This window comes from Arsukibacterium tuosuense (assembly GCF_900215315.1).
GTDB classification, from domain to species: Bacteria; Pseudomonadota; Gammaproteobacteria; order Enterobacterales; family Alteromonadaceae; genus Alishewanella; species Alishewanella tuosuense.
Genome location: NZ_OBEB01000004.1, coordinates 92,095 through 117,805 on the forward strand (window position 1 = coordinate 92,095; position 25,711 = coordinate 117,805).

29 protein-coding genes are annotated in these 25,711 nt (G+C 48.8%); 7 read left to right on the plus strand and 22 right to left on the minus strand.

Annotated features, from left to right (window positions below; translation table 11 throughout):
- The first annotated feature begins 303 nt into the window (after window positions 1–303).
- Window positions 304–573 (plus strand): hypothetical protein, encoded by a 270-nt coding sequence (locus tag CRO03_RS09280; RefSeq protein WP_097111362.1) that lies wholly within the window; start codon window positions 304–306, stop codon window positions 571–573.
- 37 nt (window positions 574–610) lie between these two features.
- Window positions 611–1,006 (plus strand): VOC family protein, encoded by a 396-nt coding sequence (locus CRO03_RS09285; RefSeq protein WP_097111363.1) that lies wholly within the window; start codon window positions 611–613, stop codon window positions 1,004–1,006.
- Window positions 1,007–1,049: 43 nt separating this feature from the next.
- On the opposite strand, the gene CRO03_RS09290 is transcribed toward CRO03_RS09285, so the two are convergent.
- Window positions 1,050–1,757 (minus strand): substrate-binding periplasmic protein, encoded by a 708-nt coding sequence (locus tag CRO03_RS09290; protein WP_097111364.1) that lies wholly within the window; start codon window positions 1,755–1,757, stop codon window positions 1,050–1,052.
- Window positions 1,758–1,883: 126 nt separating this feature from the next.
- Window positions 1,884–2,138 carry a diguanylate cyclase gene (locus tag CRO03_RS09295; RefSeq protein WP_097111660.1) on the minus strand — a complete coding sequence of 85 codons (255 nt, stop codon included), beginning with the start codon at window positions 2,136–2,138 and terminating at the stop codon, window positions 1,884–1,886.
- Window positions 2,139–2,230: 92 nt separating this feature from the next.
- Between CRO03_RS09295 and CRO03_RS18620 the strand changes: the two genes are divergently transcribed.
- Window positions 2,231–2,362: a PAS domain-containing protein gene (locus tag CRO03_RS18620; protein WP_281256387.1), complete on the plus strand. Its 132-nt coding sequence runs from the start codon at window positions 2,231–2,233 to the stop codon at window positions 2,360–2,362.
- Between the two features lie 82 nt (window positions 2,363–2,444).
- A complete protein-coding gene (locus CRO03_RS09305; RefSeq protein WP_097111365.1) occupies window positions 2,445–3,578 on the plus strand; it encodes an EAL domain-containing protein in 1,134 nt (377 codons plus the stop codon).
- An 84-nt stretch (window positions 3,579–3,662) separates the two neighbouring features.
- Here the strand turns inward: CRO03_RS09305 and CRO03_RS09310 are convergent, their stop codons facing one another.
- The 8 genes from CRO03_RS09310 to CRO03_RS09345 all read right to left on the minus strand — a co-directional run bounded on the left by CRO03_RS09310 (window position 3,663) and on the right by CRO03_RS09345 (window position 12,538).
- Window positions 3,663–4,634 carry a GGDEF domain-containing protein gene (locus CRO03_RS09310; RefSeq protein WP_097111366.1) on the minus strand — a complete coding sequence of 324 codons (972 nt, stop codon included), beginning with the start codon at window positions 4,632–4,634 and terminating at the stop codon, window positions 3,663–3,665.
- A 198-nt stretch (window positions 4,635–4,832) separates the two neighbouring features.
- Entirely contained in the window at window positions 4,833–5,573 is a 741-nt protein-coding gene (locus CRO03_RS09315) for a DsbA family protein (protein WP_097111367.1), read from the minus strand.
- A 15-nt stretch (window positions 5,574–5,588) separates the two neighbouring features.
- Complete coding sequence (locus CRO03_RS09320; protein ID WP_097111368.1) at window positions 5,589–6,116, minus strand: protein disulfide oxidoreductase; 528 nt, start codon at window positions 6,114–6,116, stop codon at window positions 5,589–5,591.
- Window positions 6,100–8,208 carry a protein-disulfide reductase DsbD family protein gene (locus CRO03_RS09325; RefSeq protein WP_097111369.1) on the minus strand — a complete coding sequence of 703 codons (2,109 nt, stop codon included), beginning with the start codon at window positions 8,206–8,208 and terminating at the stop codon, window positions 6,100–6,102. Before CRO03_RS09325 ends, CRO03_RS09320 begins: the two co-directional genes overlap by 17 nt.
- A 51-nt stretch (window positions 8,209–8,259) precedes the next feature.
- Window positions 8,260–8,628: a hypothetical protein gene (locus CRO03_RS09330; RefSeq protein ID WP_097111370.1), complete on the minus strand. Its 369-nt coding sequence runs from the start codon at window positions 8,626–8,628 to the stop codon at window positions 8,260–8,262.
- Between the two features lie 193 nt (window positions 8,629–8,821).
- Entirely contained in the window at window positions 8,822–9,316 is a 495-nt protein-coding gene (locus tag CRO03_RS09335) for a YfiR family protein (protein WP_097111371.1), read from the minus strand.
- Window positions 9,316–11,283, minus strand: a complete 1,968-nt coding sequence (locus CRO03_RS09340) for a TonB-dependent receptor plug domain-containing protein (RefSeq protein WP_170948989.1) — start codon at window positions 11,281–11,283, stop codon at window positions 9,316–9,318. The genes CRO03_RS09335 and CRO03_RS09340 overlap by 1 nt, the downstream gene beginning before the upstream one ends.
- Window positions 11,255–12,538, minus strand: coding sequence for a sensor domain-containing diguanylate cyclase (locus tag CRO03_RS09345; RefSeq protein ID WP_097111373.1), 1,284 nt, complete (start codon window positions 12,536–12,538; stop codon window positions 11,255–11,257). Before CRO03_RS09345 ends, CRO03_RS09340 begins: the two co-directional genes overlap by 29 nt.
- Window positions 12,539–12,750: 212 nt before the next feature.
- On the opposite strand from CRO03_RS09345, the gene CRO03_RS09350 reads away from it, so the two are divergent.
- On the plus strand, window positions 12,751–13,665 hold the full coding sequence (locus tag CRO03_RS09350) for a pirin family protein (RefSeq protein WP_097111374.1): 915 nt from the start codon (window positions 12,751–12,753) through the stop codon (window positions 13,663–13,665).
- A 3-nt stretch (window positions 13,666–13,668) separates the two neighbouring features.
- On the opposite strand, the gene CRO03_RS09355 is transcribed toward CRO03_RS09350, so the two are convergent.
- The 4 genes from CRO03_RS09355 to CRO03_RS09370 all read right to left on the minus strand — a co-directional run bounded on the left by CRO03_RS09355 (window position 13,669) and on the right by CRO03_RS09370 (window position 16,112).
- The gene (locus CRO03_RS09355) at window positions 13,669–14,235 is read right to left on the minus strand and encodes a type 1 glutamine amidotransferase domain-containing protein (protein ID WP_097111375.1); all 567 of its coding nucleotides are present in this window, start codon (window positions 14,233–14,235) and stop codon (window positions 13,669–13,671) included.
- 142 nt (window positions 14,236–14,377) lie between these two features.
- Window positions 14,378–14,836, minus strand: a complete 459-nt coding sequence (locus CRO03_RS09360) for a hypothetical protein (RefSeq protein ID WP_097111376.1) — start codon at window positions 14,834–14,836, stop codon at window positions 14,378–14,380.
- 161 nt (window positions 14,837–14,997) lie between these two features.
- Entirely contained in the window at window positions 14,998–15,612 is a 615-nt protein-coding gene (locus tag CRO03_RS09365) for a GNAT family N-acetyltransferase (RefSeq protein ID WP_097111377.1), read from the minus strand.
- A 77-nt stretch (window positions 15,613–15,689) separates the two neighbouring features.
- Complete coding sequence (locus CRO03_RS09370) at window positions 15,690–16,112, minus strand: hypothetical protein (protein WP_097111378.1); 423 nt, start codon at window positions 16,110–16,112, stop codon at window positions 15,690–15,692.
- Between the two features lie 125 nt (window positions 16,113–16,237).
- On the opposite strand from CRO03_RS09370, the gene CRO03_RS09375 reads away from it, so the two are divergent.
- The gene (locus tag CRO03_RS09375; RefSeq protein ID WP_097111379.1) at window positions 16,238–17,224 is read left to right on the plus strand and encodes an SMP-30/gluconolactonase/LRE family protein; all 987 of its coding nucleotides are present in this window, start codon (window positions 16,238–16,240) and stop codon (window positions 17,222–17,224) included.
- Here CRO03_RS09375 and CRO03_RS09380 read toward each other — a convergent pair.
- From CRO03_RS09380 to CRO03_RS09390, 3 genes are read right to left on the minus strand one after another with little or no spacing between them, the layout of a single operon-like run.
- Window positions 17,221–17,577, minus strand: a complete 357-nt coding sequence (locus CRO03_RS09380; protein WP_097111380.1) for a hypothetical protein — start codon at window positions 17,575–17,577, stop codon at window positions 17,221–17,223. The genes CRO03_RS09375 and CRO03_RS09380 overlap by 4 nt on opposite strands.
- 10 nt (window positions 17,578–17,587) lie before the next feature.
- On the minus strand, window positions 17,588–18,172 hold the full coding sequence (locus tag CRO03_RS09385; RefSeq protein ID WP_097111381.1) for a hypothetical protein: 585 nt from the start codon (window positions 18,170–18,172) through the stop codon (window positions 17,588–17,590).
- 26 nt (window positions 18,173–18,198) lie between these two features.
- Window positions 18,199–19,731 carry a methyl-accepting chemotaxis protein gene (locus tag CRO03_RS09390; protein ID WP_097111382.1) on the minus strand — a complete coding sequence of 511 codons (1,533 nt, stop codon included), beginning with the start codon at window positions 19,729–19,731 and terminating at the stop codon, window positions 18,199–18,201.
- A gap of 185 nt (window positions 19,732–19,916) precedes the next feature.
- On the opposite strand from CRO03_RS09390, the gene CRO03_RS09395 reads away from it, so the two are divergent.
- Window positions 19,917–20,213: a high-potential iron-sulfur protein gene (locus tag CRO03_RS09395; RefSeq protein WP_097111383.1), complete on the plus strand. Its 297-nt coding sequence runs from the start codon at window positions 19,917–19,919 to the stop codon at window positions 20,211–20,213.
- 53 nt (window positions 20,214–20,266) lie between these two features.
- On the opposite strand, the gene folM is transcribed toward CRO03_RS09395, so the two are convergent.
- Genes folM through CRO03_RS09420 form a run of 5 tightly spaced genes read right to left on the minus strand, consistent with a single transcriptional unit; the run spans window position 20,267 to window position 25,629 of the window.
- Complete coding sequence (gene folM, locus CRO03_RS09400; protein WP_097111384.1) at window positions 20,267–21,034, minus strand: dihydromonapterin reductase; 768 nt, start codon at window positions 21,032–21,034, stop codon at window positions 20,267–20,269.
- Window positions 21,035–21,080: 46 nt separating this feature from the next.
- Complete coding sequence (locus CRO03_RS09405; protein ID WP_097111385.1) at window positions 21,081–22,994, minus strand: putative bifunctional diguanylate cyclase/phosphodiesterase; 1,914 nt, start codon at window positions 22,992–22,994, stop codon at window positions 21,081–21,083.
- 50 nt (window positions 22,995–23,044) lie between these two features.
- Complete coding sequence (gene arsJ / locus CRO03_RS09410; RefSeq protein WP_170948990.1) at window positions 23,045–24,253, minus strand: organoarsenical effux MFS transporter ArsJ; 1,209 nt, start codon at window positions 24,251–24,253, stop codon at window positions 23,045–23,047.
- 2 nt (window positions 24,254–24,255) lie between these two features.
- Window positions 24,256–25,266: an ArsJ-associated glyceraldehyde-3-phosphate dehydrogenase gene (locus CRO03_RS09415; protein WP_097111386.1), complete on the minus strand. Its 1,011-nt coding sequence runs from the start codon at window positions 25,264–25,266 to the stop codon at window positions 24,256–24,258.
- Window positions 25,267–25,284: 18 nt separating this feature from the next.
- Window positions 25,285–25,629 (minus strand): metalloregulator ArsR/SmtB family transcription factor, encoded by a 345-nt coding sequence (locus tag CRO03_RS09420; protein ID WP_097111387.1) that lies wholly within the window; start codon window positions 25,627–25,629, stop codon window positions 25,285–25,287.
- Between the last annotated feature and the right edge of the window lie 82 nt (window positions 25,630–25,711).

The window sequence follows — 25,711 nt, forward strand, 5'->3', positions numbered from 1 at the left end:
CTTAGTAAATTTATAATTAATTCCAATCATCAAACCAGTCATAAAAGCGAATGCTTTTTAATGGCCATCAAAGTTATTGCCTGTTTTACTCAGTTACCTGCTGCCCAGGGCCTAGTCTGTCTGACAGTTTAATAACTCCCTTAGCTTATCTGTGATCTGCGTATTCGCTATGCCGGAAGTCGCTAACCGGATAACAATGACATAGACCAATTCCAGCCGCCAGACCAGCAGCTTTTTTATTGCCTTGCGTTTGAGCTGTCGCTATTATGGGTAGGAAGTCAATGTGGACGCCGGAGCAGCTAAATGGATTTGAACTTGAGTATAATTACCGGGATAGGTGTTTTGGTGCTGGCAATGCTGGTGTTGTCGCTGGTGCGACAGAATCGGGATCAGCAGTGGCAGATAGACTGGAACAGGGATGCTATGCGCGAGATGTTAAAAGAGATCATTGAACTGAAGCGCCAGCTTGACCCGCAACCAGAACTCGAGGCCACATCGTCGGGCCGCACTGCCTGTCGCTGGGGCGGCCCTGATTATATACCTGAAGAAGACCAGAGACGGGGGCGGGGATGACCTGGGTCCGGCAAGACAGCAGATTAGGAGATAAACGATGAAATTTAACCCGGTAGTGCATTTCGAAATTTACGTAGGCGATATGGCGCGGGCTAAAGCGTTTTATCAGACAGTATTTGAGATAGAACTTGAACATATGCCAACACCCACGCCGGAAGTTGAGATGGAGATGTGGTTCTTTCCGATGGATAAAGAAAACGGCATGAGTTACTACGGTGCAGGCGGTAGCCTGGTTAAAATGGCGGGTTATACGCCTGGCAGCGGTGGTACGCTGGTGTATTTTGGCTGCGAGGATTGCGCGGTGCAGGCAGAACGCGCTAGGGCCAATGGTGGCAGCATTCACCAGCCAAAAATGCCAATTGGTGAACATGGTTTTTGTGCCGTAGTGCGGGACACTGAAGGCAATTTAATCGGCTTGCATTCGATGACGTAGATAAGCGTTGGCAGCTGACGTAGTATTGCCCGCAACACTTAACTTAAGGCCATTTGCTGAGTATTTGCTGGTAAACGCCGTTAGCCTGCATGTTAAGCAGCTCACGGTCGAACTGTTGCTGCAGGTGCGGGTCTTTAATAATTGCGCCATAGGACTTGGCAACAAATATTGGGTGAACTGTCAGCTTGTTATCAGGGAAATGCTGTTGCATGATATAGTTTAATAATCGTCGCTCACCAATCACCACATCGGTTCTGTCATTTACCAGTAGTTTTAACTGTAGTTCCCGTTCCGCCACTTCTAAGTAATTTGCATCATTTACCGCCTGGTCAAATTCATCACCCAGCACTGAACGGGCGAATTGATAGGCGATGATGTTTTTGCCTTTTAAATCTGCGATGGTATCAATGCGATGTTTGTGTTTTCTCAACGATACAGCAACATCATGAAATGGCTGATAATTTTTAGTTAGATAGCCATTTTCAGCGGTGAAGGCAGCGGGACTGGCCACGTCGTACTTACCCTCATTAAACTCTTTGATTAACCGGCTATAGCCAAGCAGGTGAAATTCGCTTTCATAACCCAGCGAACTAAGAATATGGCGGATAATTTCAACATCTATGCCTGTTACACCGCTACCTTCCTGATAAAATGCCCAGGGGGGACCAAAATTAACAGCCACTCGTAATGTTTTGGACTTTGCAGCTACCTGCCATGACAAGATAAACATCAACAAAAGCATTATGCGCATTATTACTACCTGATAACCGGTGATGACCAGAGCGTTCTATCGTTATGTTATTGTTTAAGAAGTACTTTAATTTATTACCAGCATCACGGCAATCACTGATTTCTGTAGCTGATTGCTACTTGGTCTTCAGGATGTGGCACGACACACCTTAGTACGACTGGCTGCTTTTGCTTTGTATAGTGTTTCGTCAGCGTGTTGGATCAGACTGGCTGAGGTATCGGTTTTACTGCATTGCGCCACGCCAATACTGACCGTACAGACAGGAATATCGTTGTTTGCAGTAGTGTATTGCTGTAACGATAACCGAATGCGCTCTGCCAATTCGATAGCGCTGTCGATATCGGTGTCGGGCAAAATAATCAGGAACTCTTCGCCGCCAATTCTGCCGACATAATCGGTTTTTCTGAGGTGATCCTTACATCAGTAGCAAAGAATTTAAAGGCCGTTTTGATGATGGTGTAAAAAATGGCAATTTGAATACTATGTTCGAATATACCTTTGATTACGAAATGAAACCCACCCGCGTAAAAGTGCATATGAAAAAAGCTATGGTTGGCGATTCTTACTGGGTAAATCAGCAGTTGCCGGTTTATGGTGGCGAGTAGTTGTTTATCAGAATAGTTTAGCTATTGGTAATCTGGATTATCAGTCTCAACGTTTAACTGAAAATTCTTTTAGGATTATCTTATGTATTGCGCAGATTGTGAGTCGGTAGACGATTATTTTTTTGAACAGGTAACCTATTTTTGGGTATTTGTGCCGACCACTGAGACCTTTGGTAAGCTTGCCCGATTTTACGGCTCTAAAAATTTTGAAGCCAGGCAGGAAAGCACTCACTGTATCTCAGCCAAGATACCGTCGAATACTATAGAGAGTTTTCTAACGTCGTTGAATGGCGTACTGGAACAAACAGAGCTTGCTGGTACTAAAGTTACCACTATGGCAACTGCTCAGCAGCCTGATATAGAAGCCACGGCACGGATTACCACGTTTGATGTATTAATTAATCGCTACAAAGCAAAGTGGTTGATTAACAGTATTGAGCAAGAGCGCTATGAAACCTGGTTTCAGCCTATTGTGCATGCCCAAACTGCACTGCAGACTCCGGTGATTTATTCACACGAAGGTTTGTTTAGAGTCCGTGATGATAACAATGCCATAGTGCCACCACAGCTGGCCTTTATGTTAGCAGAGCAGTCTGACTTGCTATTTTCACTGGATTTAGTGGCCCGACGTTCTGCAGTTCAGCATTTTGCTGCTGCTAAACTAAGGGGTAAGCTGTTTATAAATTTTGATCCATCAAGTATTTATGACCCATCATATTGTTTGCGATCTACTGCCGCCTCTATTTACGAGCTGGGTTTAAAACCGGCCGATATAGTGTTTGAGGTAACTGAAACTAACAAAGCCAGTGATTTGAATCACCTGAAAGGCATTTTGGCGTTTTATCGCAACGCCGGTTTTCAGGTGGCGATGGATGATATTGGCTCTGGCTGGTCAGGTTTAAACCTGCTACAAAAAATCCGCCCGGATTATGTAAAAATCGATATGGAGCTGGTGCGGGATATCCATATCGATACCTTTAAGCAAAATATCGTATCGAGCTTAATCAATATCGCTAAAACTAATGGTATTACTACTATTGCTGAAGGTATTGAAGTCACGGCTGAAGCACAATGGCTAATTGATAATAAAGTCGACTTATTACAAGGGTATTTGTTCGGCAAACCAGCGCTGTATCAGCAGCAAGTTAGTCAGCAGCGTTTGAGAGACATACAAGCCTCGGTTACACCATTAAAAGTGGCGGCAAGAAGGTTGTGAGCTTACAGTTAATCTGAATAGCTACTTTGGCTTTTTTAGTTTTTTCAGGGGCTTATGCAATTACAGCTTCTAAGATGAGTAAGTTCAGTCCGATGCACGACACACCTTATTACGCCCGGCTGCTTTTGCTTTGTATAGCGTTTCGTCAGCGTGTTGAATCAGACTGGCTGAGGTATCGGTTTTACGGCATGGCGCCACGCCAATACTGACCGTACAGACAGGAATATCGTTGTTTGCAGTAGTGTATTGCTGTAACGATAACCGAATGCGCTCTGCCAATTCGGTAGCCCTGTCGATATCGGTGTCGGGCAAAATAATCAGGAACTCTTCGCCACCAATTCTGCCGACGTAATCGGTTTTTCTGAGTTGATCCTTGCAGCAATCTGCAGCGATTTTCAGTGCTTTATCGCCAATCTGGTGGCCGAAGGTGTCGTTGATGGCCTTAAAATAGTCCAAATCCAGCATCATAATACACAGCGCCGCGTGCTGACGGCTGGCACGTGATATTTCTATATCGAGCACCCGCATCGTTTCGCGGCGGTTAATTAAGTCCGTTAGCTCATCTGTGGTTGCCATTTTCTCCAGTTGCGCAGTACGCTTTTTTACCTCGGCTTCCAGCCGGAGATTTGATTCCGCCAGTTGCTTTTCGGCTTGGGTAAGTTCGGCAATTTTGGCTTGCATATTGCGCTTGCTGGGAATGCTGATTGCCTGAGGCAGCAGGTACCAGAGCAAAATAGCGGTACTGATAGAGATTAAACCGGTGGCTGATTTGATAATGCCATGAATATAATAATAACCATGCCACACATTAACGACGCCCAGAAAATGAGTGGCACCACAGAAAAAAATAAAGCCGGCGAACATTAGAAACATCCAGTCAAACCGCATGTCGTCACGCGCCCTGACCAGCCGGATCAGGCCCAGAGGAATCAGCATATAAGCGATAAATGTCAGCAGATCACCGCCAACATGCAGGATCAGTAAGTCGGTACGCCACAGCAAGCAATGACCATGTGGCATAAAGTCGCCATTCAGTAATTCGTTGATAAAGTCCATTTTTGCGCCGTTTCTTTACTGTTTTTAACAACAATCTTAGCTTACATTAACAGACAGTGTAGCGACAAAGGAAACAAATTATTGCAACATGCGTGGAGTGGCAATTAAACGTTGCTGTCGCATGGATTCGTATAAGTAAAACAGCGGCAGGCGGATAACTGGTAAGAAAAGCTGGCGCTTTCGCACCAGCGACAGTTGTTACTTCAATAAAAACTGTTTCTCTGTTACTTCTAATAACGTAGAGAGGGTAACAAAGCCTGGGATCACTTGGTCACCAATTAGAATTGCTGGCGTACCACGCAGGCCCAGCTGAGTAAAAACTGCAAGATTACGCTCAATAATCTGTTTGCTTTGAGCCGACGCGGATAAAAAAGCAGTACTGGCGGTTAGCTCAGCAATTTGTTGTAACGAGGCGGCAGTGTGCAGCCCTGACTTTTTCATCAGCAGTTGGTGCGCCTCGTCAAATTCTGTTTTGTGGCTACGCCATAAATCCAGTGCTAATAAAGCTGAGCTGGTTTGCGCACCAGCGGGTTGCTGCTGGCGCAGCGGTACCAGAATATTGATTACCTGCACTGATGGATGTTTCGCTATCAGTTTTTCAAGTTCAGGTTCCAGCCGTTTACAGTAAGGACAGTCATAGTCAGTAAAGACAATAATTTTATGCGCCGCCTTTGCATCACCCAGAATGGGATGGACAGAATTATTAAACAGCCAGTCCCGGTTCTCGGTTAGCAACGCGTCCTGTTTAGTTAGCTGTGTCAGATAATTATTAAGCCCCTTATGCATACTGCTTATCAGCTGTGGGTTAGATTTAAGCGTGGTATTAATTGCATTAAGCTCACGCTGTTGTTGTGCGGTTAAAGTTTGCGCATGTAAAGAATTTACGGCGCTCAATTGCATAAGCCCCAGCATGCAAAAAATTATGAGAAATGTTTTCATAGATACAACCTTATGTTAGTTAAAATACTGGTAAAACCAAAGACGGGCGTGTAAACCCCAGGAAGTGGTAACCCCTGAGGTTACCGAGACAATCTGGCCATTTTCGACCACGGCTATTGTTGGCGTCGCGCCCACTTGCCATTGGGCGGTTAGGTGGCCATCCTGATCGTTTACAACCGGAAATTCATAGCCTTTGGCTGCTATGTATTGCTGCAATTTCTGGTTATTGCCCGATCGCAGCGCAATACTGACCACCGGATATTTATCGTTAAAGTTGTTAATTATTGGCGAAGTAAGCTGACAAATCGGGCACCAGGTCGCCCAGAAATAGACCAATACCGGGCCTTGTTGACTCAGGCTCTGCAAATTATGCTCTTGCCCGAGTAGATCAATAAGCTGCTGATGCTCAGGCAAGCGCTCTGGCACCTGTTGGTTTCGATACCAGTCGAGCGCCAGTACCAGCGTGAACATCAATACCAGGTATAGTAATGGCTTAACTGCACGGCGGTGCCATGGGTTAGCCTCGTTATTTTGTGTGGTCACGTGCTTGCTCCATTGCTTGAATTACAGCGTCGGTCGTTAACAGGGTGGGTAGGGCAATACCTGCAGGGGCAGCAGGACCATACACTTTATTAAAAGGGACGCCGAAGGTATTGTTGCTTTGTAAATACTGGCTAACAGCCGGGTTTCGGACTGTCCAGTCGCCGCGTAACCGCAGCACATCGGGGGCCGCCAGGGCGTCATGAACTGGTTGTTGCAGCATGACTCCTATTTTGTTGGCCTTACAGGTAATACACCAATCAGCGGTGACATCAACAAATACCAGGTTACCAGCCTCGACAGCGGTTTGAATGCGCTGCTCAGACAGTGTTTGCCAAGTGTGATCGGCAGGCAATACTTGTTGCCAGCTTGGGGCATTAAGCTGCAATACCACGCCGGTGGCTGCGCCAAGAAGTATTAGTGCACTGCATAGATACAGCACTATCTTCAGGCCAAAAGCTCTGGCCATTACAAAGAGGGTGATCAGCAGTATAGCGACTAACAACAAGCCAAATGCCAGCTTGCCAATAAAGGGTGTTAGTAAACTTAGTAACCAGATGCTGGTAGCAAACATCATGGTTGCAAATATTGGCTTAACCCAGTAGAGCCAGCGGCCTGGTTTGGGCAACCAGCCAGACAATTGAGGTAATGCGGCCAGCAGTAACCAGGGCAATGCCATACCGATACCCAGCGCGGTAAAGATCAACAAAATGGTGGCGATATCCGCCGACAGGGCAAACGCCACTGCGGTGCCAAGAAACGGTGCAGTACAAGGTGTTGCCAATACCGTTGCCAGCATGCCTTGCAAGAAGTGGCCGGCATAGCTGTTGTTACCTATGGTTGCGGCCCGGGTGCCCAAAGCACCCGGTAAACGTAATTCGAAAGCGCCAGCCAGATTCAGGGTAAACAGCCAGGTCACCAGGATCATCACACCAATAAAGTAAGGGTTCTGAAACTGAATACCCCAGCCAATACTTTCACCTGACCATTTCAGCAGGCTAAGTACGATGGCCAACAGCCAGAATGATGCCACTATGCCCAGTGCTGAAGCCAGGAATTGTTTTCTGATTGTGCTGGTCTGTTGCGGCTTACTAAGCAGCAGACTTTGTAATTTAATGCCAATTACCGGCAGCACACAGGGCATAATGTTCAGGATCAGGCCGCCGGCCAGAGCCAACAGCAAAATTAACAAAAGCGATGGAGCACTGTCTGTAGTCGCTAAAGTTGATGCTGTTAAGGTTACCGGGTATGCCGCAGCAAAATCCTGATCGGTAATGGTGATAGTGAGCGTTTTTCCCGCCAGAGTAGGTAAATCGAGCCAGTGACTGGCGGTGATCATGACACTGAGATCTGCTCCGGACACGTTGGGCACTGCAACCTGGTAAACTACATCTGCCAACGCATCGTCGTTGCTGTGAATAAAAATCTCAGGCGTTATCCAGGTATGCTCTCGTGTCATCTGAATGAGGATTTGCCCGGGATTAGCGGTTAACCCAGCCTGCTGTATCTGCACGCCGGCAAAAGCTTGCGGTACTTTACTCATGGCCTGGCTAAACAGAAACACCTGCTCTTCATTGGCTTGCAAGGTGGTTAAATCAAATGGTAGCTCTAAAGCAAAGTCCGTCAGCAGGCATACTGTGGTGCAACTGGGCATTGTCAGTACCCCTTGTAATACCCCACTGGTTGCCCCGGGCGCAAGTTGCAGCTGCAGCGGAAAAGTTACACTGTTTTGATAGCCCTGGGTTGCGAAACCCTGTACCTGATAGCGTGACGGCGCAGGCCAGAACCAATCCAAGTTTTTCAGGTTCTCTGATTCAGACCACTGCAATGACGGCGCAACCCCTCCTTCCCCCGGGGCTTGCCAGTAGGTTTTCCAATCGTCGGCTAACTGCACTTGTAATGTCGCTGGCAACACCCTTGAGGCAGCATCATACTGGCCGGTAAGGGTTAATTTTACTGATAAATGGGGGGCTTCAGTTGTTGTCAGCCAACCCGTACTGGGAGGGCTTGCCAGCGTATCTGCTGTAAAAAGCAAACCGCACAAAAGCCCAATCAACACCCATGGCTTACGCCAGAGCGAATAAACGTTGTACATATAATTTTCTCCTGAAAAAAGATTAAAACGAGGTGTGAAAAACCGCGTTATCTATTCCAGGAAGCAACAAAACAGTGAGTGGGTGCGCCTTTTCGGGCGCCATTGTGGTTTGAGTTTGAGCGGCAATTGGACATGATAAGCGTTGCCAAGTAGCACCAACACGATAATCAGAAATGGTAAAATATCCGGCAAATCGAGTTGGACTTGTTTAAGCAAACATGAGGTTTTGTCACAGCTGTCGGCTTTTGCCGACTGGCTTAGTCCGGTCTGAGAGGTGTGATTACTATTATAAGTATCAGCTTGAGACAGGCTTTCAGCAGTCTCTGCTTGGGCTGCAGCAATACTAAGTTGAGAAAAGCTATTGCCACTCCATGCATTATGCGCCCAGCACGATAAAAAAATGCAAAACAGCAGTGTCATAAAGACACGACTGTTCTGAATTTTTTGGCTGAGTATATAGAGCATAGTATCTGATTATAAATTTCGTTGGCGCAAGATTAACAGAGTAGCTGTACATTTAATACAGCTGTCGTTTTATCCGGCGCGTTACGGTACAGAGGATATTTGCTGTATTGCGCCGAATGTTTTGAGGTAACAACATATTAGGACGAAACTAATGAATTTCTTTAGCCAGCTTCAGCATCTGTGCACTTAAATGAAAGCCGTTTTGCCGGGCCAGGGTCAGGTTAACCCGAAATGAGATCCGCTGTGGCTCAGCAATTAAGCCAAACATGGCGCCTTGTCGAAACAGCTCGGCTCCCTCTACCACTGTCAGACGGCCAGAGGGTTGTAGCAACGGTGACCAGCCAGCTTGTGAGGCAAGCTCTAAACTCAGAAATAACACAGTACATTCTGTCGCCTGATCAGCATTTTTCAGCAATACGGTTTTCGCCTGCTCAGGCAGCATGGCGGTCAGGGCATTAAATACTTCGATATCACCAGCAACACAATAAACTTGCTGTGCCGGCGGATTTACAGACCACTCGCTGTACTGAACGAACCGGTACAACAACGCAGCTTTTAACGATGCCTGGGCCGACTGGGCATGCAGCGCCGGCTGATAAAAAGCTGACGTTGCCAACAAAAGTGCTATCAGCAACCGGTTCATTACCGGAAATTCCAGTTAATTGATAATTCAGCACTGCGCCCGGGTTGTCTTAAGATAGCGGCGGACGGCAGCGGGGCATCGACGTATGTTTTATCAAATACATTTTTCAGGCCCAGCACAATGGATAGCTGCGGGTTTGGTTGCCATGACAGCAGCACGTCGTGCCGGGCATAACCGGGCATCTGCCATGACGGGCTGGTTCGGGCCGAGGCAGCGAACATGTGCCAGTTCAGATGGATATTTTCCTGCCACAGCGGCTGGCTGAACTGTGTTTTAAATAGCTGCTCCGGCGAGTTGGTTAGTTCCAGCTGATCGGTATTATAGTGGGCTCGTTGCACGCTGGCAGAAAGTTGCAGCTTTGCGCCGGTTTGCCAGTTTTTTGCAGCGGTGGTTTCAAGGCCAAGCGCCTCGACTGAGCGGTCATTAAAAAACTGCACTATGGCACTTTCGCCATAATTGCCGGTTATCAGGTTGCGGACCCGTGAATGATAAATGCTGGCGCCAACAGACCAACCATTGTCTAACTGTGCCTGCCAGTTCGCTTCCAGTGTGCTGATTAACTCAGACTCGGGTACCGGAAGGTCATTATATAAGTTTGTTTTTTGCTCGTACTCATTGGGTGCACGAAATGCCGTCCCATAACTGAGCCTGACACTCTGCTGGTTGCTAACTTGCCATACCCAGCCGAGCTTGGGGCTGAACTCACGGACATTCTGTTTGGTATAGTCATAGCGGAAACCGCTGATAAATTTATGATTGGCAGAAAGTTGCCAGCCATGTTGCAGATAAAGCCCGATCCGATTGTTGTCGCTGCTGACGCCAAGCAGCGGAATTATATCGTCGATACTGAACTGATAGCTCTGATGCTGATCATGCTGGCCGTCAATCCCAAACAGCAGATGGTGCGACGGGTCTGGCGTATAGCTTAAGCGTAAATCAAGATTGGTCCATTTGCCGGTAACGTCAAAAAGATAGCGGCGGATTTCACCGGTTGGAAACACAAAGGGAGTAAAGGTTGTCAGATCGAAACCGTTCGTTGATAAATGGCTGTATAACTCCGTCTGTTCGCTTAACCTTAATTCGTGCTGTAGCGAGACAAAATAATTGCGGTTTTTTATTTTAAATATTTCGCTACGAGAGGGGTCTTCAGCCAACAGCATTGGCTCCTGACGGGTTCTGGACACGCCGGCCATTTGCAACTGCAGCCGCCGATAGCGGTAGCTGGCGGCCACTTTATGGTTCAGGTCTTCATTCAGGGTGCGCTGTGACGTCAGGATAGCTGGCGCATTAATATCGGCAACGGCAATGTCGTCTTGCTGGCTGCGGCTTAGCGACAGCCAGCCTTCATGACCGCTGGCATGGCGAAGCCCATAAGACAGAGACAGATCAAGCTGATCGCGCTGGTTGGCTGCCACTGCCAACTGGGCGTCCTGCAGTTTATTACCACGCTTGGTAATGACGTTAACCACGCCCAGAAATGCATTATTGCCATACAGTGCCGACCCGCTACCTGGGCTGTACTCCACCCGGTCAATCAGTTGTGGATCAATATAAAAATTATTGCCGATCATGCCTGCATCGTAAATATTGTCATTTACTCTGGTGCCATCGACCAGTAACAGGATCCGGGCATTATAGTCGCCAGGCCGGCCGATACCGCGGGCAGTCAGATAGCCGTAACTGCTGTCTGAGCTGACATACAACCCCGGAAAGAAACTGAGTATTTGTTCCAGATTCCTCAGGCTGAAACGCCTGATTTCTTCATCGGTTACAATATAAGTGACTTGCGAAGACTCGCCGGCACTCTGGGCATGACGCGCAGAGGTTGACACTTCAATCAGCGCCGGATCGGTGGTCGTTGGTTGTTGCAGTAATTCTTCCAGGCTTGGAACCTGTTGAGCCTGCAATGGCATGCTGACAACACACAGAAGTAAAGATTTAATCAGCACGGTATATCTGATAAGCATTTTTCCCCGCCCTTTTTGCCTGATACATGGCTTCATCGGCCAATTGCAGTAATGTGGCTGAGTCAGTGCTGTGCTGAGGACACAAGGCCACCCCAATACTCAACGATACCGGCATTTTCGCATTTTTAACCCAAATCGGTTGGTTTATTTGTTGCAGTAATCTGTTACATACCCGCTCGGCCAGCTGCGGTGTCACCTGTTTTGGCAGCAACAAGGCGAACTCGTCGCCACCCAGCCGGCACAAGGTATCGTCAGCGCGGATAGCTGCCTGAATGCGGGCGCTTACCTCTATCAGCACGGCATCGCCGGCATCATGGCCATAGTTGTCATTTACAAATTTGAAGTTATCAAGATCAATAAACATCAGCGCCGACATTGTATTATCACTAATACTATTTAACACCATCTGATTAAGCAACTGGCCGAAATTGTGTCGGTTTGGCAACTGGGTCAGGCTGTCATTGTTTGCCAGTTGCTCCAGTTCATCACCACGTGCAGCCTGTTGCTGTAGTTTGTTGCTGAGCTCTGCCTGCCAAATCTCTGCCCGTTTCAGTAATTCATTAAAGCGCTGCGTTAAGCTGCCTATTTCGTCATTGTCGACCACTGATGCTCTTAATGAGAAATTCCGTTCGCTTGCCACTTTTTCAGCCAGGGCTGATAGCTGTACCAAAGGGGATAGCGCCTTGCGCTGAATAGTAATTAACAATCTGGCCGCAAACCAGTATATGGCGATCATCAGCGCTGACATAATAAACAGGCCCCGCAGGAACCAGTTCATTAGCTGATGTAAATTCTCCTGCACATACAGTACACCTTCGGTTTTATCTCTTACCACCACCGGTACGGTAAGTACTATTTCCAGGCCCTGGTAGCGTCTTACCGGCTCAGCAGACGCGGGTAATTGCTGCCAGGGTAATGTTGGCACATCTGCTAAGTCTGCGAACAACTCACCGTTGGCATTGTAAAGTGCTACACCACTGAGATCACGATTCTTGGCAAGCAATTCCAGGTCACGTTCTGCGGCATCGGGGTCATTAAATACCAGCATAGCAGACACATTGCCGGCTAGCTGAATAGCGGCCAGCTCTGCCGCGCTGCCCTGGCGTTCACGGGCAGTAAGCCATAACATTACCGCAATCAGTAGAAAACTGACCAGCATACTGCCAAGCAACACCGTAAGGTTTTGCCGGGTCAGTTTACGAACCAGTGAATGGCGGGGTTTAGTGGGGCTTAACAAAGCCTCTTTGCTTGTCATGAAACAACTTATACTCTATTACGCCGGATAAAGCAGCAGTACTTCACCTGATTATAGATGAGTTAGTTTATTTGAAAAGCACCCTTAATTGTCTTCTACTGGCTTCCACCATGACAAAAACAGAGTGGTTTCTCAAGTTTGTTTTACCATAACTTCAGTGCTTTACTTATTCGCAGGTGTGAGCGTAACCCGGTTTAAAAAGCGAGGATTGGATGAGTATTACCAGCAAACATCCGGAAGCTGATTGTAATGTCGAGCAGGGCTGTGCGGCTATTGAACTGATTATTGAGCCCCGGCCGCATGATTTGGGCGGTTTTACTGTAAGACGCAGTTTGCCGGTGCGGCAAAAACGCAGTATTGGCCCCTGGATCTTTTTTGATGAAATGGGCGCTGCCGAGTTTGCACCCGGCAGCGGGGTCAACGTGCGGCCACACCCACATATTAATCTGGCGACGGTAACTTACCTGTTTGACGGTGAAATACTGCACCGTGACTCACTGGGCAGCTATCAACCAATCACGCCTGGTGATATTAACCTGATGGTGGCAGGCAAGGGGATTGTCCATTCAGAGCGTGAGCGGCCACAGGTGACCAACAGTGTGCACCGGCTGCATGGTTTACAGCTGTGGATGGCGTTGCCGGAAGCGGATGAAGAAACTGAGCCGGCGTTTTATCATTACCCGGCAACGGCCATTCCGGCCACCATTATCGACGGAGTGCCGGTACGGGTGTTAATTGGCTCGGCTTACGGCCTGCATTCACCGGTGAAAACCTTTTACCAGACACTGTACCTTGAAGCCACACTGCAGCCGGGCCAAAGCCTGGTGTTACCCAATGCAGCCGAGCGTGGGCTATACCTGGTATCCGGCGGGCTTAAGTTGCAGGACAGCCAGCTTGCTGCGCAGCAACTGGCGGTGCTGGGGCCAGCCGCAGGGGGGACGATTACTGCTACTGCGCCCAGCCGAATAGCCCTGATTGGGGGCGAGGCTATTACAAAGCGGGTGATGGAGTGGAATTTTGTCTCCAGCCGTAAAGAGCGGGTTGAGCAGGCCAAACGGGACTGGCAGCAGGGCCACTTCCCCAAAGTACCCGGAGATGAAGACGAGTTTATTCCGCTGCCAGTTTAGAAGCTAGGCGTGATGCCGGCCTTCCCGTATTTCTTCCAGTAGTTTTTTATTGAATGCCGGCAGGTCGTCGGGGTTGCGGCTGGTTACCAGGCCATTATCTACGACAACCGGCTCATCTACCCAATCGGCACCGGCATTTTTCAGATCGGTGCTGATGCTGCCGAAAGAGGTGACCTTCCGCCCTTTAAGTACGCCAGCTTCAGCCAGCAACCAGGGGCCATGACAAATAGCAGCAACCGGTTTATTGGCATCGGCGCTGAAAAAGCCCTGAATAAAGTTGATTGCCTGCTTATCCTGACGCAGCGTGTCCGGGTTGATTAAGCCACCGGGCAGTACCAGGCCGTCATAATATTCTGCTTTTACATCAGCCAGAACTTTATCTACTGTTACCTCTTCAGCCCAGCTCTTGCCAGACCAGCCAGTAATATTGCCAGCTTGTGGTGACACGATATCGACCTCGGCACCTGCATTTAACAGGGCGTTGCGTGGTGAAGTCAGTTCACTTTGTTCAAAGCCGTCGGTGGCTAAAATAGCGACTTTTTTTCCGGCAAGGGGTTTTGATTCGTTCATAATCTGTCTCCTGTTTCTATTGTAAGCATTAATTGAAGGGGGTATTTGCTGATAATGCTGTAAAAGTTATATAAGCCTGTTGGTAAAAGTTACCCGTACCCCGACTGAATAAATAAGTTGAGGTGTAAAACCATGCTGGTGATTAAATATCTTCCAGTCGGTTTGCCCCTTGCATCATTTGCTGCGCTTGCTCTTTTTCAAAGTCATGCACTTCATTCAGTAATTTCTGCATTTCAGCCGGATGGCTGCGTTCACCAAGGTTATGATAGAGCGAGATAATAAGTTGGTGTTGTTTCTCTGTCTCACTGATGATGTCATCGGTGTTCATGGTGGCGAAGGCGTCGTCACAACGGGTTTCGTCCATTAATGGATGCTGGTCTATATGTGCTGTACACCAGGTATCCAGCGCCTTGTCTTCGCCAACCGCTTTAAAGGCGCGCACCCGATTTGCCAGGTTCATCTCTTTATCAGCCAGATAATCAAGCAATAGCTGGGATCGCTTGTCTGACTGGGCCTTAGCGCTATCGGCAAAGCAGTTTGATAAATGCTGATGGTAGTCTGAAGTCCAGTCGAGTAAATCGCGGAATGATTCAACTTTCATAATCTCTCCTGTTTGAAAATGCGAGCGGCGCCGGGCGGCCATCGCGTATTAACAAGAGACTATGCAAGGATAGGACCAGCTGGCCGGAACGCTACTGTGCAGCCGCTGTCAACTTGGGCTGCAAGTTATTTAAGTTATTTAAGTTATTTAAGTTATTTAAGCTATTTAAAATAGGCCAGACGCGAGTAAATATATTCACGGCACAATGCCGCTTCTGCATAGTTATCCGGCGTGTCGGCCGGGTCCTTCGACGTGCGATAAATAACAAAACCCGCCTTTTGATAGGTTGGCAATGCTGCAGGATGATCATCTGAGCACGTATGCACCCATACGTTAGCAGAGGTGCCAGCTATTGTGTCTGGCGTGCTGCCGGTTAACCATTGCTGGCCAAGGGCAATAGCAGCCTGTAATAGTTTTGGTCCCAGCCCCTGGCCAGTAAAAGCAGGTAGTAATCCAAAAAACTTCAGCTCAACACTGGGCCCCTGCTGACTGTCTGCGTGATAATTCAGCTCAATAAAGCCGGCTGGGGTACCGCGCTGATACAGCACCCAGGTGCGAACCGACTCGTTACTCAGGTAACTCAACCATTGCTGATAGTCCCAACTCAGCCGGCTGAACCACTGCCAGTGGTTGCCGACAGCAGTAAATAAAAACTGGCTTAGTTCCGGGCTGGCAACGGTTGCTTCCATTAATAAGCAATTTTCCGGCAAGATGGGTAACAGCTGGATGGGCCCCTGATATTGCAAAAACCAGGTGGTAATCATATTGTCTGACATGGCTTATATTTCAAAATTACAATGCGGCATGCTAGCAAACCGCCAGCAATCGGTAAATGCTCAGCTTCCGGCTGCGACTACACTCTGCCAAGCTCGAACTGATCGCAATCTACTTTAAAACCTTCGCTGGCCAGCCAGTCAAGGGCAGTTTGTTGTTCAGTGAACTCCTGTTGGCGATAGGTTACGCTGGAAACCGGGTTCATCTTGTCCAGTTGATACTGTTTTAACATATTTTCCCGGTATACTTTGGCAGTGCAAACCAGGTTGTGGGCTAGTGACCAGTGCGCCAGATCCAGAATAACCGGCTCGACTTCCGGTGTTGCCAGGATCCAGTCGTCCAGCAGCAGAATATGGGCCCAGGGGTTGTGATATACAGAGGCAGCAGCCTTTTTAAAACTGGCGCAATAGTCGCGGGCCGTCATTACATCCCAGCCGCCTGCGGCATAGGTAAAGATAACCTGATTGTCCTGACTGACAGTAAAGTGGCCACGATAACTCATAAACTACCTCAGTTTGCCGGGCAAGTTGATGAACCGGATATTAGTTATAGTCAACTTTTTCATTTTCGGACATAGTATTGCCAGTTAATTCGCAATCTAAGGACAGTTTAAAGGTGAAATATCTGATGTTTTTAGCAGCACAACTTAGCCTGTTGTGTGGGCCATTATTTGCCGGGGTGCCTGAGCATCCGGTCCAGGCAAAGCAGCCACAAATGCTGCAGCTGATAGCGGCTGATGCCCAACTGGAAATTCTGGCTGATGGCTTTAGCTGGGCTGAAGGGCCGGTGGTGGAGCCGGTAACCGGCGATGTTTTATTTTCAGATGTGCCAACCAATAAAGTTTATCGCTGGAGCGACACTAGCGGGCTATCAGTGCATCTGGCACCGTCAGGTTATACCGGCTTGTACCCGAATGATAATCCACAGCAAGGCGCTAACGGCCTGATTTTTAACCAGAAGAAACAGTTGGTGCTGGCCCAGCACGGTGACCGACGCCTGGCACTGCTAGCGGGCATTGACAACGGCCAGCCGCAGTATCAAACCCTGGTAAACCATTATCAGGACAAGTTATTTAATAGCCCGAATGATCTGGTACAACATAGCAGCGGCGCCTACTATTTTACTGATCCGCCTTATGGTTTAAGCGGTGGCGATAACGCCAGCCAGAAGCAGCTGTCGGCAAATGCAGTATACCGGCTGGCCCCGGATGGCAAGGTCAGCCAGTTGGCAAGCAACCTGAACCGGCCAAATGGCCTGGCATTTTCGCCTGATGAAAAATGGCTGTATGTAGCAAATTCAGACAGCAACGCTGCTCAGTGGTGGCGTTATCCGGTCGCTCCGGACGGCAGCCTGGGGCCTGCTGAACTATTTTATGATGCCACAGGTTATACAAAAACAAGCCGTGGTTTACCCGACGGTTTAAAAGTGTTGCCATCAGGGCATATCCTGGCTACCGGCCCGGGCGGAGTATGGGTATTTACCGCAGAGGGTGAGCATCTGGGCACTATTGAAACGGGTGTAGCCGCCGCCAATGTTGCCCTGGCACCGGATAACCGCTATTTGTACATCACCGCCACTAACTATTTATTGCGGATTGCATTGCAAGCCCGTTAAACCGGGCTTAGTGGAAATAACACCCAGCCAAGGGCCTTTTGGGCTGCGGCGTTAAATACCCGCAGCATGGCGTTAATAATGTCTTCTGCCAGCTGCAGGGTAACGATGGCCAGCGAGCGCAGCCGTGCTCTGGCAACCATCCGCTGATCTTCCAGAAATATCTTTGCGCCATATTCGTCTATCTGACCCAGTACCTTCTGCCGGGCGACATAATCAAGGTCTACTAAAATGCTGCGGGCAATGTTGTCTGCCAGCTCACTGACCGCTGGCCAGCTGTCTTTGGCAGCTTGTTTGGCGCTGGTCATGGCGTCTGCCAATACATCACCAATATCTATGTTGTTCAGAATCGTCATGTTGGCTCCGTTAGTGGCTGGTCTGGCGCAGCTTTGCGACTTCAGCTTGCTGTACAGCGACAATAAAGCGAATAAGAGATAAATGGCGGCGTGACCAGTCCGCCTGGGTCAGTACTTTGCCGGGTGCGGCCTCGTGCTGTGCTTGCCAGGTAACCACCAGGCATTTTAAATCAACAAAGTTTTTTACCGTCAGCGAGCTGAATTCAGCCCGGACATCATCGGCACTGTTATCACAGTTCGACGGTAAAGCATTATCAATATAGCCGGTAATTTTGCTTTGCAGGCGCTGGCCGGTCTCATCGACCAGCTCGCTGTTAGCCAGGGCCCGCAGCAGCAAAATGTTAGTATCGATCAGCAGCTCGGCATACAGATTGTCCATATTGGCAATATGGCCGGGGTGGTTGCTATCTTCAACTGTGGGCCGCTCAACGGGGCTTTGCGATCTGCTGTGCTCAATAATAGTGGCTGCGTTGCGATAAAACTGCTCGCTGCCGGTTAATAGTCTTTCATCATAAGGCTGCACCAGAGTTGCAGTCGTACAGCCCAGCAGGCTTAGCAAGCTGACAATATAAATAAATGAGCGGCACCAGTGCATAATTACGGGTCCTTGTGATTAATGCTTCAGCGTTTAAAACCAATCCTGAAGCCACCCCAGTGTTTACCGTTAACAAAAATGGGTACTGATAAATCGTGCAGTATTTCGCCGGTGTCACGTTTATAAGTTTGTAACAGCATCGCCTCAGTATTACTACCACAGCGGCTGCCGGTTCTGTCAGCGAAAATACGTTTACTGCGATTAGCCAGCAAGTCTTTATTATAGTCACCGCTGAGCGGTTGGCTGAATTTTTTATTATGGGTTGGGAAATAGCCCTTGCGGTCGACGGCTCCCGCGTACAGCACCTGGCTGTGCCGGCTGAGAATAGGCTCCTGCACCTGAGGAAATACCTGATCGGTGTAATTGTCATAAGCGGTATGAAATTTCTGCGGATCGGTATTGGCTATCGGTTGATAATCCCGGGCAAATAATTGTTGTTCAGTAAACTTGCCACTGTTAATGCCTTGCTGCAGCAAGCTGGCAATTACCCCGGCGGCTTGCAGGGCTTCGTCCAGGATCGGGCTGTAGAAGCTCTGATGTTCCAGCTGACTGAGTTCCCGGTATATGCTTTCGGTTTCCATTGATAAATCAATAGCCTGATTCGCGATGCTGCTGCCTTTGTGCTCTATCGCATTCAGACCACCACTGATATTGCTGATCGCCTCGGTTATCGCTGTACTGGTTTGTGCTAAGCGGGTGCCGGCACTTTCCAGTTGGTCACTGGCTGCCGCCGCCTGAGTAATTTCATTGTTAATATTAGTAAAGCCAGTTGTAACCTGTTGTAATTGTTGCTGAACCTCTGAGCTTTTTATCACCAGCAGGCTCATCTGATCGGCCGTCTGGCCACTTTGCTGGCGAATTTCTGCCAGCATTTTTGCGATATCGGCAGTCGCGCCGGAGGTTTTACTGGCCAGCGCCCGCACTTCTTCCGCTACTACCGCAAAACCACGGCCCTGCTCGCCGGCCCGCGCTGCTTCAATGGCGGCGTTCAGTGCCAGCAGGTTAGTTTGGTCAGCCACATTGTTGATGACTTCGGTGATCCGTTGAATATTATCGGCAGAGCTACGCAATTGCTCCAGCTCTTCTGCAGAATGGCTGACCGAGCTGGCCAGCTGTTCCAGACTGATAACACTGCTACTGAGTTGTTTATCTGCTTGCTGACAGGCACTGGCGGTATGCTGAATGCTTTGGTTAAGCGTTTGCAGGCTGTCATTCAGCTGGCGGCCGGTATGACTTAACTCACTGCTGTTATCAGCAATCTGGCTGCTGTTCTGCGCGCTGAGTTTAATCTCATTGTTCAGGCTATCGATAAAAAAAGATACTTCAGCTGAACCGATAGCTAGCCTGGAGGTTGATACTTCAATTTTACTGATATCAAGTTCAGGTTGGCGGGGCGCAACTTCAGCATTGGCTGTCGGAGGCCTGATAAAATGCAGTAAGCTGAAATAGCCTGCAAGTACCAGAACCAGCACAATACTGCTTACTATGCTGGCACTGCTTAGCCAGTAGCCGGCAAGCAGCACAAGCAGTAATCCAAGATTAACTAACCAAAGCAACATATTAACTCCGGAATATGCACTACTATTGAAACTACTATGGCAGAAATAAGGGGCCGGTAAAGCATTACCGGTTGGGCTGCGACTAAAGTCTAGGACGTTTTTTATACGAATTAGTTGATGTCTGTCAAAACCGCAGCGTATGTTAACCAGTATTATAATAACTACTAAATGCAGGAGAGTAAGCTATGAGCAATTTCAATCGTCGTACCTTTTTTAAAGTATCTGCCGGTGCGGTCATCGGCCTGACCGCTGGCGGTATCAGTTTAAGTGCCCTGGCAGCAGAGCAGTTAAAGCTGGATGACCCGTTAGCGGCAGCCATGCGTTATACCCATAAATCAGAAGTTGAAGGCCAAAACTGTGCAAATTGCAATCTGGTTCAGGGGGAAGACGGCCAGGAATGGCGGCCCTGTGCGATTTTCCCCGGCAAACTGGTTGCCAGTGAAGGCTGGTGTGCGGCCTGGGTGAAGAAAGTCGCGGCGTAATAACAGCCTTGATAAAAGAAACGGCCCGCGGGCCGTTTTTTTACGTTAGAAATTTATGGGAGCTTTAAATGCCGGCCGCCATCGAGCGCCAGCACCCTGCCGGTAATGTACTTGCTGTTCAGCAAATATAAAATGCTCTGCAGTACTTCATCCGGGCCCGGAGCTACGGCCATTAACGATTTAGTCAGGGCTTTCTGGCGATAAGCTGCATCATCGCTGTCGTTAAACATCAGCAGTGCCGGCGCTATGGCATTTACCTTGACGTTTGGCGCCAATTGGCGTGCCAGTGAGAAAGTCAGGTTTTCCAGGGCGGCTTTTGACGCCGCATACGCCTGATGTTTGCTGCTGCCCACGCTGGCAACAAAGTCCGTTAGATGAATAATGTCAGCACCGTCCGGGCTGGCACGTAATTTTGGCAATAACGCGCGGTTCAGCAAGTAAGGCGCCCTGGCGTGAATATGCTGCATGGCATCAAACACGGCTGCATCCTGCTGCAACTGTCCGGCAACTGATTGTGGCGCAGAAGAGTGCTGCAGCGGCAAATCCGCTTGCCAGCTTGAGGCATTATGAATAATGGCCCTGATAGCCGGGTAAGGCGCCAGCGCGTCAATAAATGCTGCCATACTGTCCAGCTGAGTGAAGTCGGCAGCGATACAACGGGCCCCGGCTTGTTGCAGTGCGGTAATACCTGCGGTCATTTTGCGGTAACTTACCAGCAGCTGATATCCCTGCTGCAGTAACGCCGTTGCGCAGTGCAAGCCAACCCGCTGGCCTGCGCCGGTGATAACAATAAGGCCTTTCGATGAAGCTGTGTGATTCATAAGCAATTTATAGCACCAAGATAAAACAGGCTATACGCAACAATGCTTAATCAGGTTTTGTTGTTCTGGCTTCATTCATCAGTTCTGCACTGACATACCCCAGAAAGTCAGTTTCAGGTAAGGGTTTGGCCCAGTAAAAGCCCTGGCCTTCGTCGCAACCCAGCAGGGCCAGCTGCGCTGCGGTGGCACTGTCTTCGATGCCTTCTGCCACGGTTTTCAGGCCCAGGCTTTTGCTCATCTGAATAATAGCCCGCACCAGAGGTTCGTCCCGCTCTGATAAGCAGAGAGACAAAATAAATGACTTATCAATTTTCAGCCGGCTGGCATTAAACCGGCGTAAATAGCCGAGGTTAGAGTAACCGGTGCCAAAGTCGTCGATGGATATGCGGATCCCTAGTTGATGCAACGCTGAGAGTTGCTGAGCAATATTGTCGCCTTCGCCGATTAATAATGACTCTGTTAACTCCATTTCCAGCGAATGGGCAGGCAGAGCGGCCGCAGTAAGTGCTTGTTGGACCTGTTGCTCCAGTTTGCCGTCCCGAAACTGGACGGTTGATAAATTAACTGCGATGGTTAAATCATAACCCTGTTGCTGCCAGCGACTGCAGGCAAGACAGGCTTGTTGTAACACCCATTGCCCAATTTCGACGATCAGGCCACTGCTTTCTGCCAGCGGGATAAACTCATCCGGGCTAATCATACTGCCATCGGCTTGTGGCCAGCGCAGTAACGCCTCAGCACCGATGACCCGCTGATCGCTCAGCTGCAGTTTCGGCTGATAATATAATTGAAATTCATTGTTCTTTAATGCTTTGCGCATTAACTGCAGCAGGTTGAATTTATCAATGCTGGCCTTGTTTAATTCGTCATGATAAAACCGGTAGACATTGCGGCCATCGGCTTTTGCCTGAAACATAGCCATATCGGCATGTTTGCATATTTCACTGAATTCGTTGCCATCCTCCGGGGCGATAGCAATCCCGACTGAGCCAGAGATTTCTATCTGGTTTTGCATAATAAAAAATGGCGCTGTGGTTTGCTGCAGCAAGGCACTGGCTTTGGCAGCCAATGCTTCATTGCTGCTAAAGCCGGGTAGCAACAATAAAAACTCATCGCCGCCAAAACGACATAATATGTCGTTTTCAGTCAGCAGGTTTTCCAGCCGCCGGGCCAGTTGCTGCAGCAGTAAATCGCCTGCTGCGTGGCCCAGCGAATCATTTACCGGTTTAAAGTTATCCAAATCTAGAAATACCACCGCCAGCCGCTGGGCATTAGCCAGGCATTCGCCATATAAGCGTTGGAAATGTTGTTGGCAATATACCCGGTTAGGTAAGGCAGTAAGGGGGTCATGTAATGCCAGATGTTCAATATGCGCCTGGCTCTGTTTTACCCGGTGGTTTTCGCTTTGCAGCGAGTGCATCAGACGTTGCTGGTCCCGGTACAGCAAATACACACAGCCACCGGTGACCATTAAAATAGCGCCAATAAACACGAAGTGCGCTGCACTGATCGCCGGAATAACCGGCATTACAATGCCACTGGTTGCCAGGTAAGTCAGCACGGCACAAAAAGCCAGCATAAAACTGATTAACGAGAAAAAAAGCCTGCCATTGCCCAACATTGCCGCAAATACCAATACGCCAGGATAGCCCAGCAAAGCTAAATCACGAATGCCACCAGAAATATAGGCCAGGGCAGACAACATTAAGCACATCGCCCATAACAGGATATATGTGGCGGCAACTACCCGGCGTTGATATGCCAGCAGGGCAGCCAGACCTAGAGCACAGCATCCACCCAGCAGTACCCACTTAGTGCTGCCGGTAGCTACCGCTACGGCCAACACCAGACCAAATAAGGTAAGGCCTATTATTTGCAGTAAACGCTTGGTGCGCAGCTTATTGCGTTGCTCGGGGTGGTTAACAACGAAAGATTGAGTGAATTCTGGGTTATCCGGCATTCAAATCGATACTACACATTTATCGGGTTACTTTACTGTAGCCGGTTTTTTTATGTTGTGCGAATTGCCGGCAGCATTCTGGAAATAAATACAGTCAGTACCAGCATAGCGCTGGATACCCAAAGGCAGGTGATTAAACCCGCGCTCTGATAAAGCCAGCCTGACAACACGGTACCGAGCAAGCGGCCCATAGCATTGGCCATATAGTAAAAACCAACATCCATCGATACGCCGTCACTTTTGGCATAGCTGACAATTAAATAACTGTGTACAGATGAATTAATGGCAAACACCGCCCCAAACAGCATTAAACCACCAAGCAGCGCCAGCTCAATGTGCCAGTTTGCTGTCAGGGCAATGGCAATCAGCCCCGGAATAGCGCACAGCAGTAAAGCCCATAGTGCCACCGTTTTGCCATCAGGTATGTTGCTTTTACCCAGCAGCAGTGGCGCGATACTCTGAACGCCGCCATAACCTATTACCCACAGTGCCAGAAAACCGCCGACAGTCCAGTGGTCCCAACCCAACTGACTGGCTAAAAAAAGTGGCAGGGCAATCACAAACCAGACATCGCGGGCGCCGAATAACAGCATGCGGGCCGCGGATAAAATATTAATAGCCCGGCTTTTAGACAACATTTCACTGAATTTTGGTTTGGCGCTGCTTTTGCCTAAATCCTGGGTTAACTTAAGTAAACTCAGCAGCCAAACCAGCAATAACATTACCGCCATGCATAAAATGGCAAGCTGGAAGCCAACTAAACTCAGTAATAAACCGCCAATAAAAAAACCCAGGCCTTTCAGGGCATTTTTTGAACCGGTCAGCAACGCTACCCATTTAAACAACGTGCCCTGCGCTTCACTGGAGACCAGCATTTTAATGCTGCTTTTCGCACTCATTTTGTTTAAATCTTTGGCAATGCCTGATAAAGCCTGAGCCGCCATAACCCAGGGCACAATCAGATATTCAGCAGGTAACAGCAGCATTGATAGCGCGATAATTTGCAGGAATAAACCAATATTCATGGTTTTGTTTAAACCAATTTTTGCCCCCAGCCAGCCCCCCACCAGGTTGGTTATGACCCCGAAAATCTCATAAAACAAAAACAGCATGGCAATGCTAAGGCCGCTGTAGCCCAGGCTGTAAAAGTGCAGCACTACCAACATTCGCAGCGCGCCATCGGTCAGGGTAAAGGCCCAGTAGTTACCGGTTACCAGTAAATACTGACGTACTGCCGGTGAAAGTGCTGCCAGTCCCATAATTAAGCCTGGTCCTGTAGTCCGACCATTTTCGCCAGCTCGACCGTGCGGTTGGCATAGCCCCATTCATTGTCGTACCAGGCATATATTTTAACCTGGGTACCATTAATTACCATGGTACTGAGGGCATCAATAATGCTGGAGCGTGGGTCGGTTTTATAATCAATAGATACCAGTGGCCGGGTTTCATAGCCCAGAATATCTTTTAATTCGCCCTCTGCCGCTGCTTTGAACATAGCGTTCACTTCTTCAGCCGTGGTTGGCCGCTCGACTTCAAATACACAGTCAGTTAATGAAGCGTTGGTCAGCGGCACCCGCACGGCATGGCCATTTAAGCGGCCTTTGAGTTCCGGGAAAATTTCAACAATGGCCGTGGCCGAGCCGGTAGTGGTGGGAATTAGGCTGGTACCGCAGGCACGGGCCCGACGCAAGTCCTTGTGTGGGGTGTCCATTATGCTTTGGGTATTGGTTAAATCGTGAATGGTGGTAATAGAGCCATGCTTAATTCCCAACTGTTCGTGAATAACTTTAACCACCGGTGCCAGACAATTAGTGGTGCAACTGGCCGCTGTCACTATCTGGTGGGTGTCTTTATCGTACAGCTGATGATTAACCCCCATAACCACATTTAAGGCACCGGCTTCTTTTACCGGTGCGCTGACAACCACCCGCTTTACCCCTTGCTGCAGATAATCCTGAAGTACAGCCACGGTTTTCATTTTGCCGGAGGCTTCAATCACTATATCGCAGCCCGACCAGTCAGTATCGCTGATCGCTTTATTGTGGCTGACCTTAATAGTTTTACCATTGATCAGGATATTGCTGCCTTCGGCGCTGGCATTATGGCGCCAGATGCCATGCACTGAGTCAAAATTCAGCAGGTGAGCATGAGTAGCCGCATCAGCGGCCGGGTCGTTAATCTGCACAAACTCCAATTCAGGCCAGTCGAATGCGGCGCGCAGCGCCAGACGGCCAATCCGGCCAAAACCGTTAATACCAACTTTAATGCTCATGATGCTTTCCTTTTAATCTTAGCAGCAGCCTTGCTCAGCAGGCCGTTGTGATACCAGAGTGAGTTGTTGCTGGCAAGGTGCCAGATAGGGCTGGTTGGCCAGCAGCGTTTGTTGCAATACCTGATGTGCCCAGGCTGGCAGCTGTGGATGCAGCGAATAAAACACCCACTGGCCGCTGCGTCGGTCTTGCAGAATATTGGCATTACGCAGCTGAGCTAAATGACGGGAGATTTTTGGCTGGCTTTGCTCCAGTGCTGTCATCAGCTCACAGACACACAGTTCTTGCTGCTGCGTGATTAACAGTAAGCTTTTTAAGCGGGTGTCATCGGCCAGCGCCTTGTAAAATACCAGGGGTGAAAACATAGGCTTGTCTGAATAGGTGAATGAAATATGCGAATAATCATATATTCAATTTTTCATATGTCAATCTGTTTAGTCAATCTGT

Coding starts and splice junctions, on each gene's coding strand:
- CRO03_RS09390 (WP_097111382.1), bottom strand. CDS start 19,731: ATGTTGCTTTGGTTAGTTAATCTTGGATTACTGCTTGTGCTGCTTGCC.
- CRO03_RS09370 (WP_097111378.1), bottom strand. CDS start 16,112: ATGAGTTATCGTGGCCACTTTACTGTCAGTCAGGACAATCAGGTTATC.
- CRO03_RS09365 (WP_097111377.1), bottom strand. CDS start 15,612: ATGTCAGACAATATGATTACCACCTGGTTTTTGCAATATCAGGGGCCC.
- CRO03_RS09305 (WP_097111365.1), top strand. CDS start 2,445: ATGTATTGCGCAGATTGTGAGTCGGTAGACGATTATTTTTTTGAACAG.
- CRO03_RS09385 (WP_097111381.1), bottom strand. CDS start 18,172: ATGCACTGGTGCCGCTCATTTATTTATATTGTCAGCTTGCTAAGCCTG.
- CRO03_RS09380 (WP_097111380.1), bottom strand. CDS start 17,577: ATGACGATTCTGAACAACATAGATATTGGTGATGTATTGGCAGACGCC.
- arsJ (WP_170948990.1), bottom strand. CDS start 24,253: ATGGGACTGGCAGCACTTTCACCGGCAGTACGTCAGTATTTACTGGTA.
- CRO03_RS09330 (WP_097111370.1), bottom strand. CDS start 8,628: ATGACACTGCTGTTTTGCATTTTTTTATCGTGCTGGGCGCATAATGCA.
- CRO03_RS09420 (WP_097111387.1), bottom strand. CDS start 25,629: ATGTTTTCACCCCTGGTATTTTACAAGGCGCTGGCCGATGACACCCGC.
- CRO03_RS09285 (WP_097111363.1), top strand. CDS start 611: ATGAAATTTAACCCGGTAGTGCATTTCGAAATTTACGTAGGCGATATG.
- CRO03_RS09315 (WP_097111367.1), bottom strand. CDS start 5,573: ATGAAAACATTTCTCATAATTTTTTGCATGCTGGGGCTTATGCAATTG.
- CRO03_RS09350 (WP_097111374.1), top strand. CDS start 12,751: ATGAGTATTACCAGCAAACATCCGGAAGCTGATTGTAATGTCGAGCAG.
- CRO03_RS09360 (WP_097111376.1), bottom strand. CDS start 14,836: ATGAAAGTTGAATCATTCCGCGATTTACTCGACTGGACTTCAGACTAC.
- CRO03_RS09405 (WP_097111385.1), bottom strand. CDS start 22,994: ATGCCGGATAACCCAGAATTCACTCAATCTTTCGTTGTTAACCACCCC.
- CRO03_RS09375 (WP_097111379.1), top strand. CDS start 16,238: ATGTTTTTAGCAGCACAACTTAGCCTGTTGTGTGGGCCATTATTTGCC.
- CRO03_RS09325 (WP_097111369.1), bottom strand. CDS start 8,208: ATGTACAACGTTTATTCGCTCTGGCGTAAGCCATGGGTGTTGATTGGG.
- CRO03_RS09340 (WP_170948989.1), bottom strand. CDS start 11,283: ATGCTTATCAGATATACCGTGCTGATTAAATCTTTACTTCTGTGTGTT.
- CRO03_RS09290 (WP_097111364.1), bottom strand. CDS start 1,757: ATGCGCATAATGCTTTTGTTGATGTTTATCTTGTCATGGCAGGTAGCT.
- CRO03_RS09415 (WP_097111386.1), bottom strand. CDS start 25,266: ATGAGCATTAAAGTTGGTATTAACGGTTTTGGCCGGATTGGCCGTCTG.
- CRO03_RS09345 (WP_097111373.1), bottom strand. CDS start 12,538: ATGACAAGCAAAGAGGCTTTGTTAAGCCCCACTAAACCCCGCCATTCA.
- CRO03_RS09395 (WP_097111383.1), top strand. CDS start 19,917: ATGAGCAATTTCAATCGTCGTACCTTTTTTAAAGTATCTGCCGGTGCG.
- folM (WP_097111384.1), bottom strand. CDS start 21,034: ATGAATCACACAGCTTCATCGAAAGGCCTTATTGTTATCACCGGCGCA.
- CRO03_RS09310 (WP_097111366.1), bottom strand. CDS start 4,634: ATGGACTTTATCAACGAATTACTGAATGGCGACTTTATGCCACATGGT.
- CRO03_RS09335 (WP_097111371.1), bottom strand. CDS start 9,316: ATGAACCGGTTGCTGATAGCACTTTTGTTGGCAACGTCAGCTTTTTAT.
- CRO03_RS09355 (WP_097111375.1), bottom strand. CDS start 14,235: ATGAACGAATCAAAACCCCTTGCCGGAAAAAAAGTCGCTATTTTAGCC.
- CRO03_RS09280 (WP_097111362.1), top strand. CDS start 304: ATGGATTTGAACTTGAGTATAATTACCGGGATAGGTGTTTTGGTGCTG.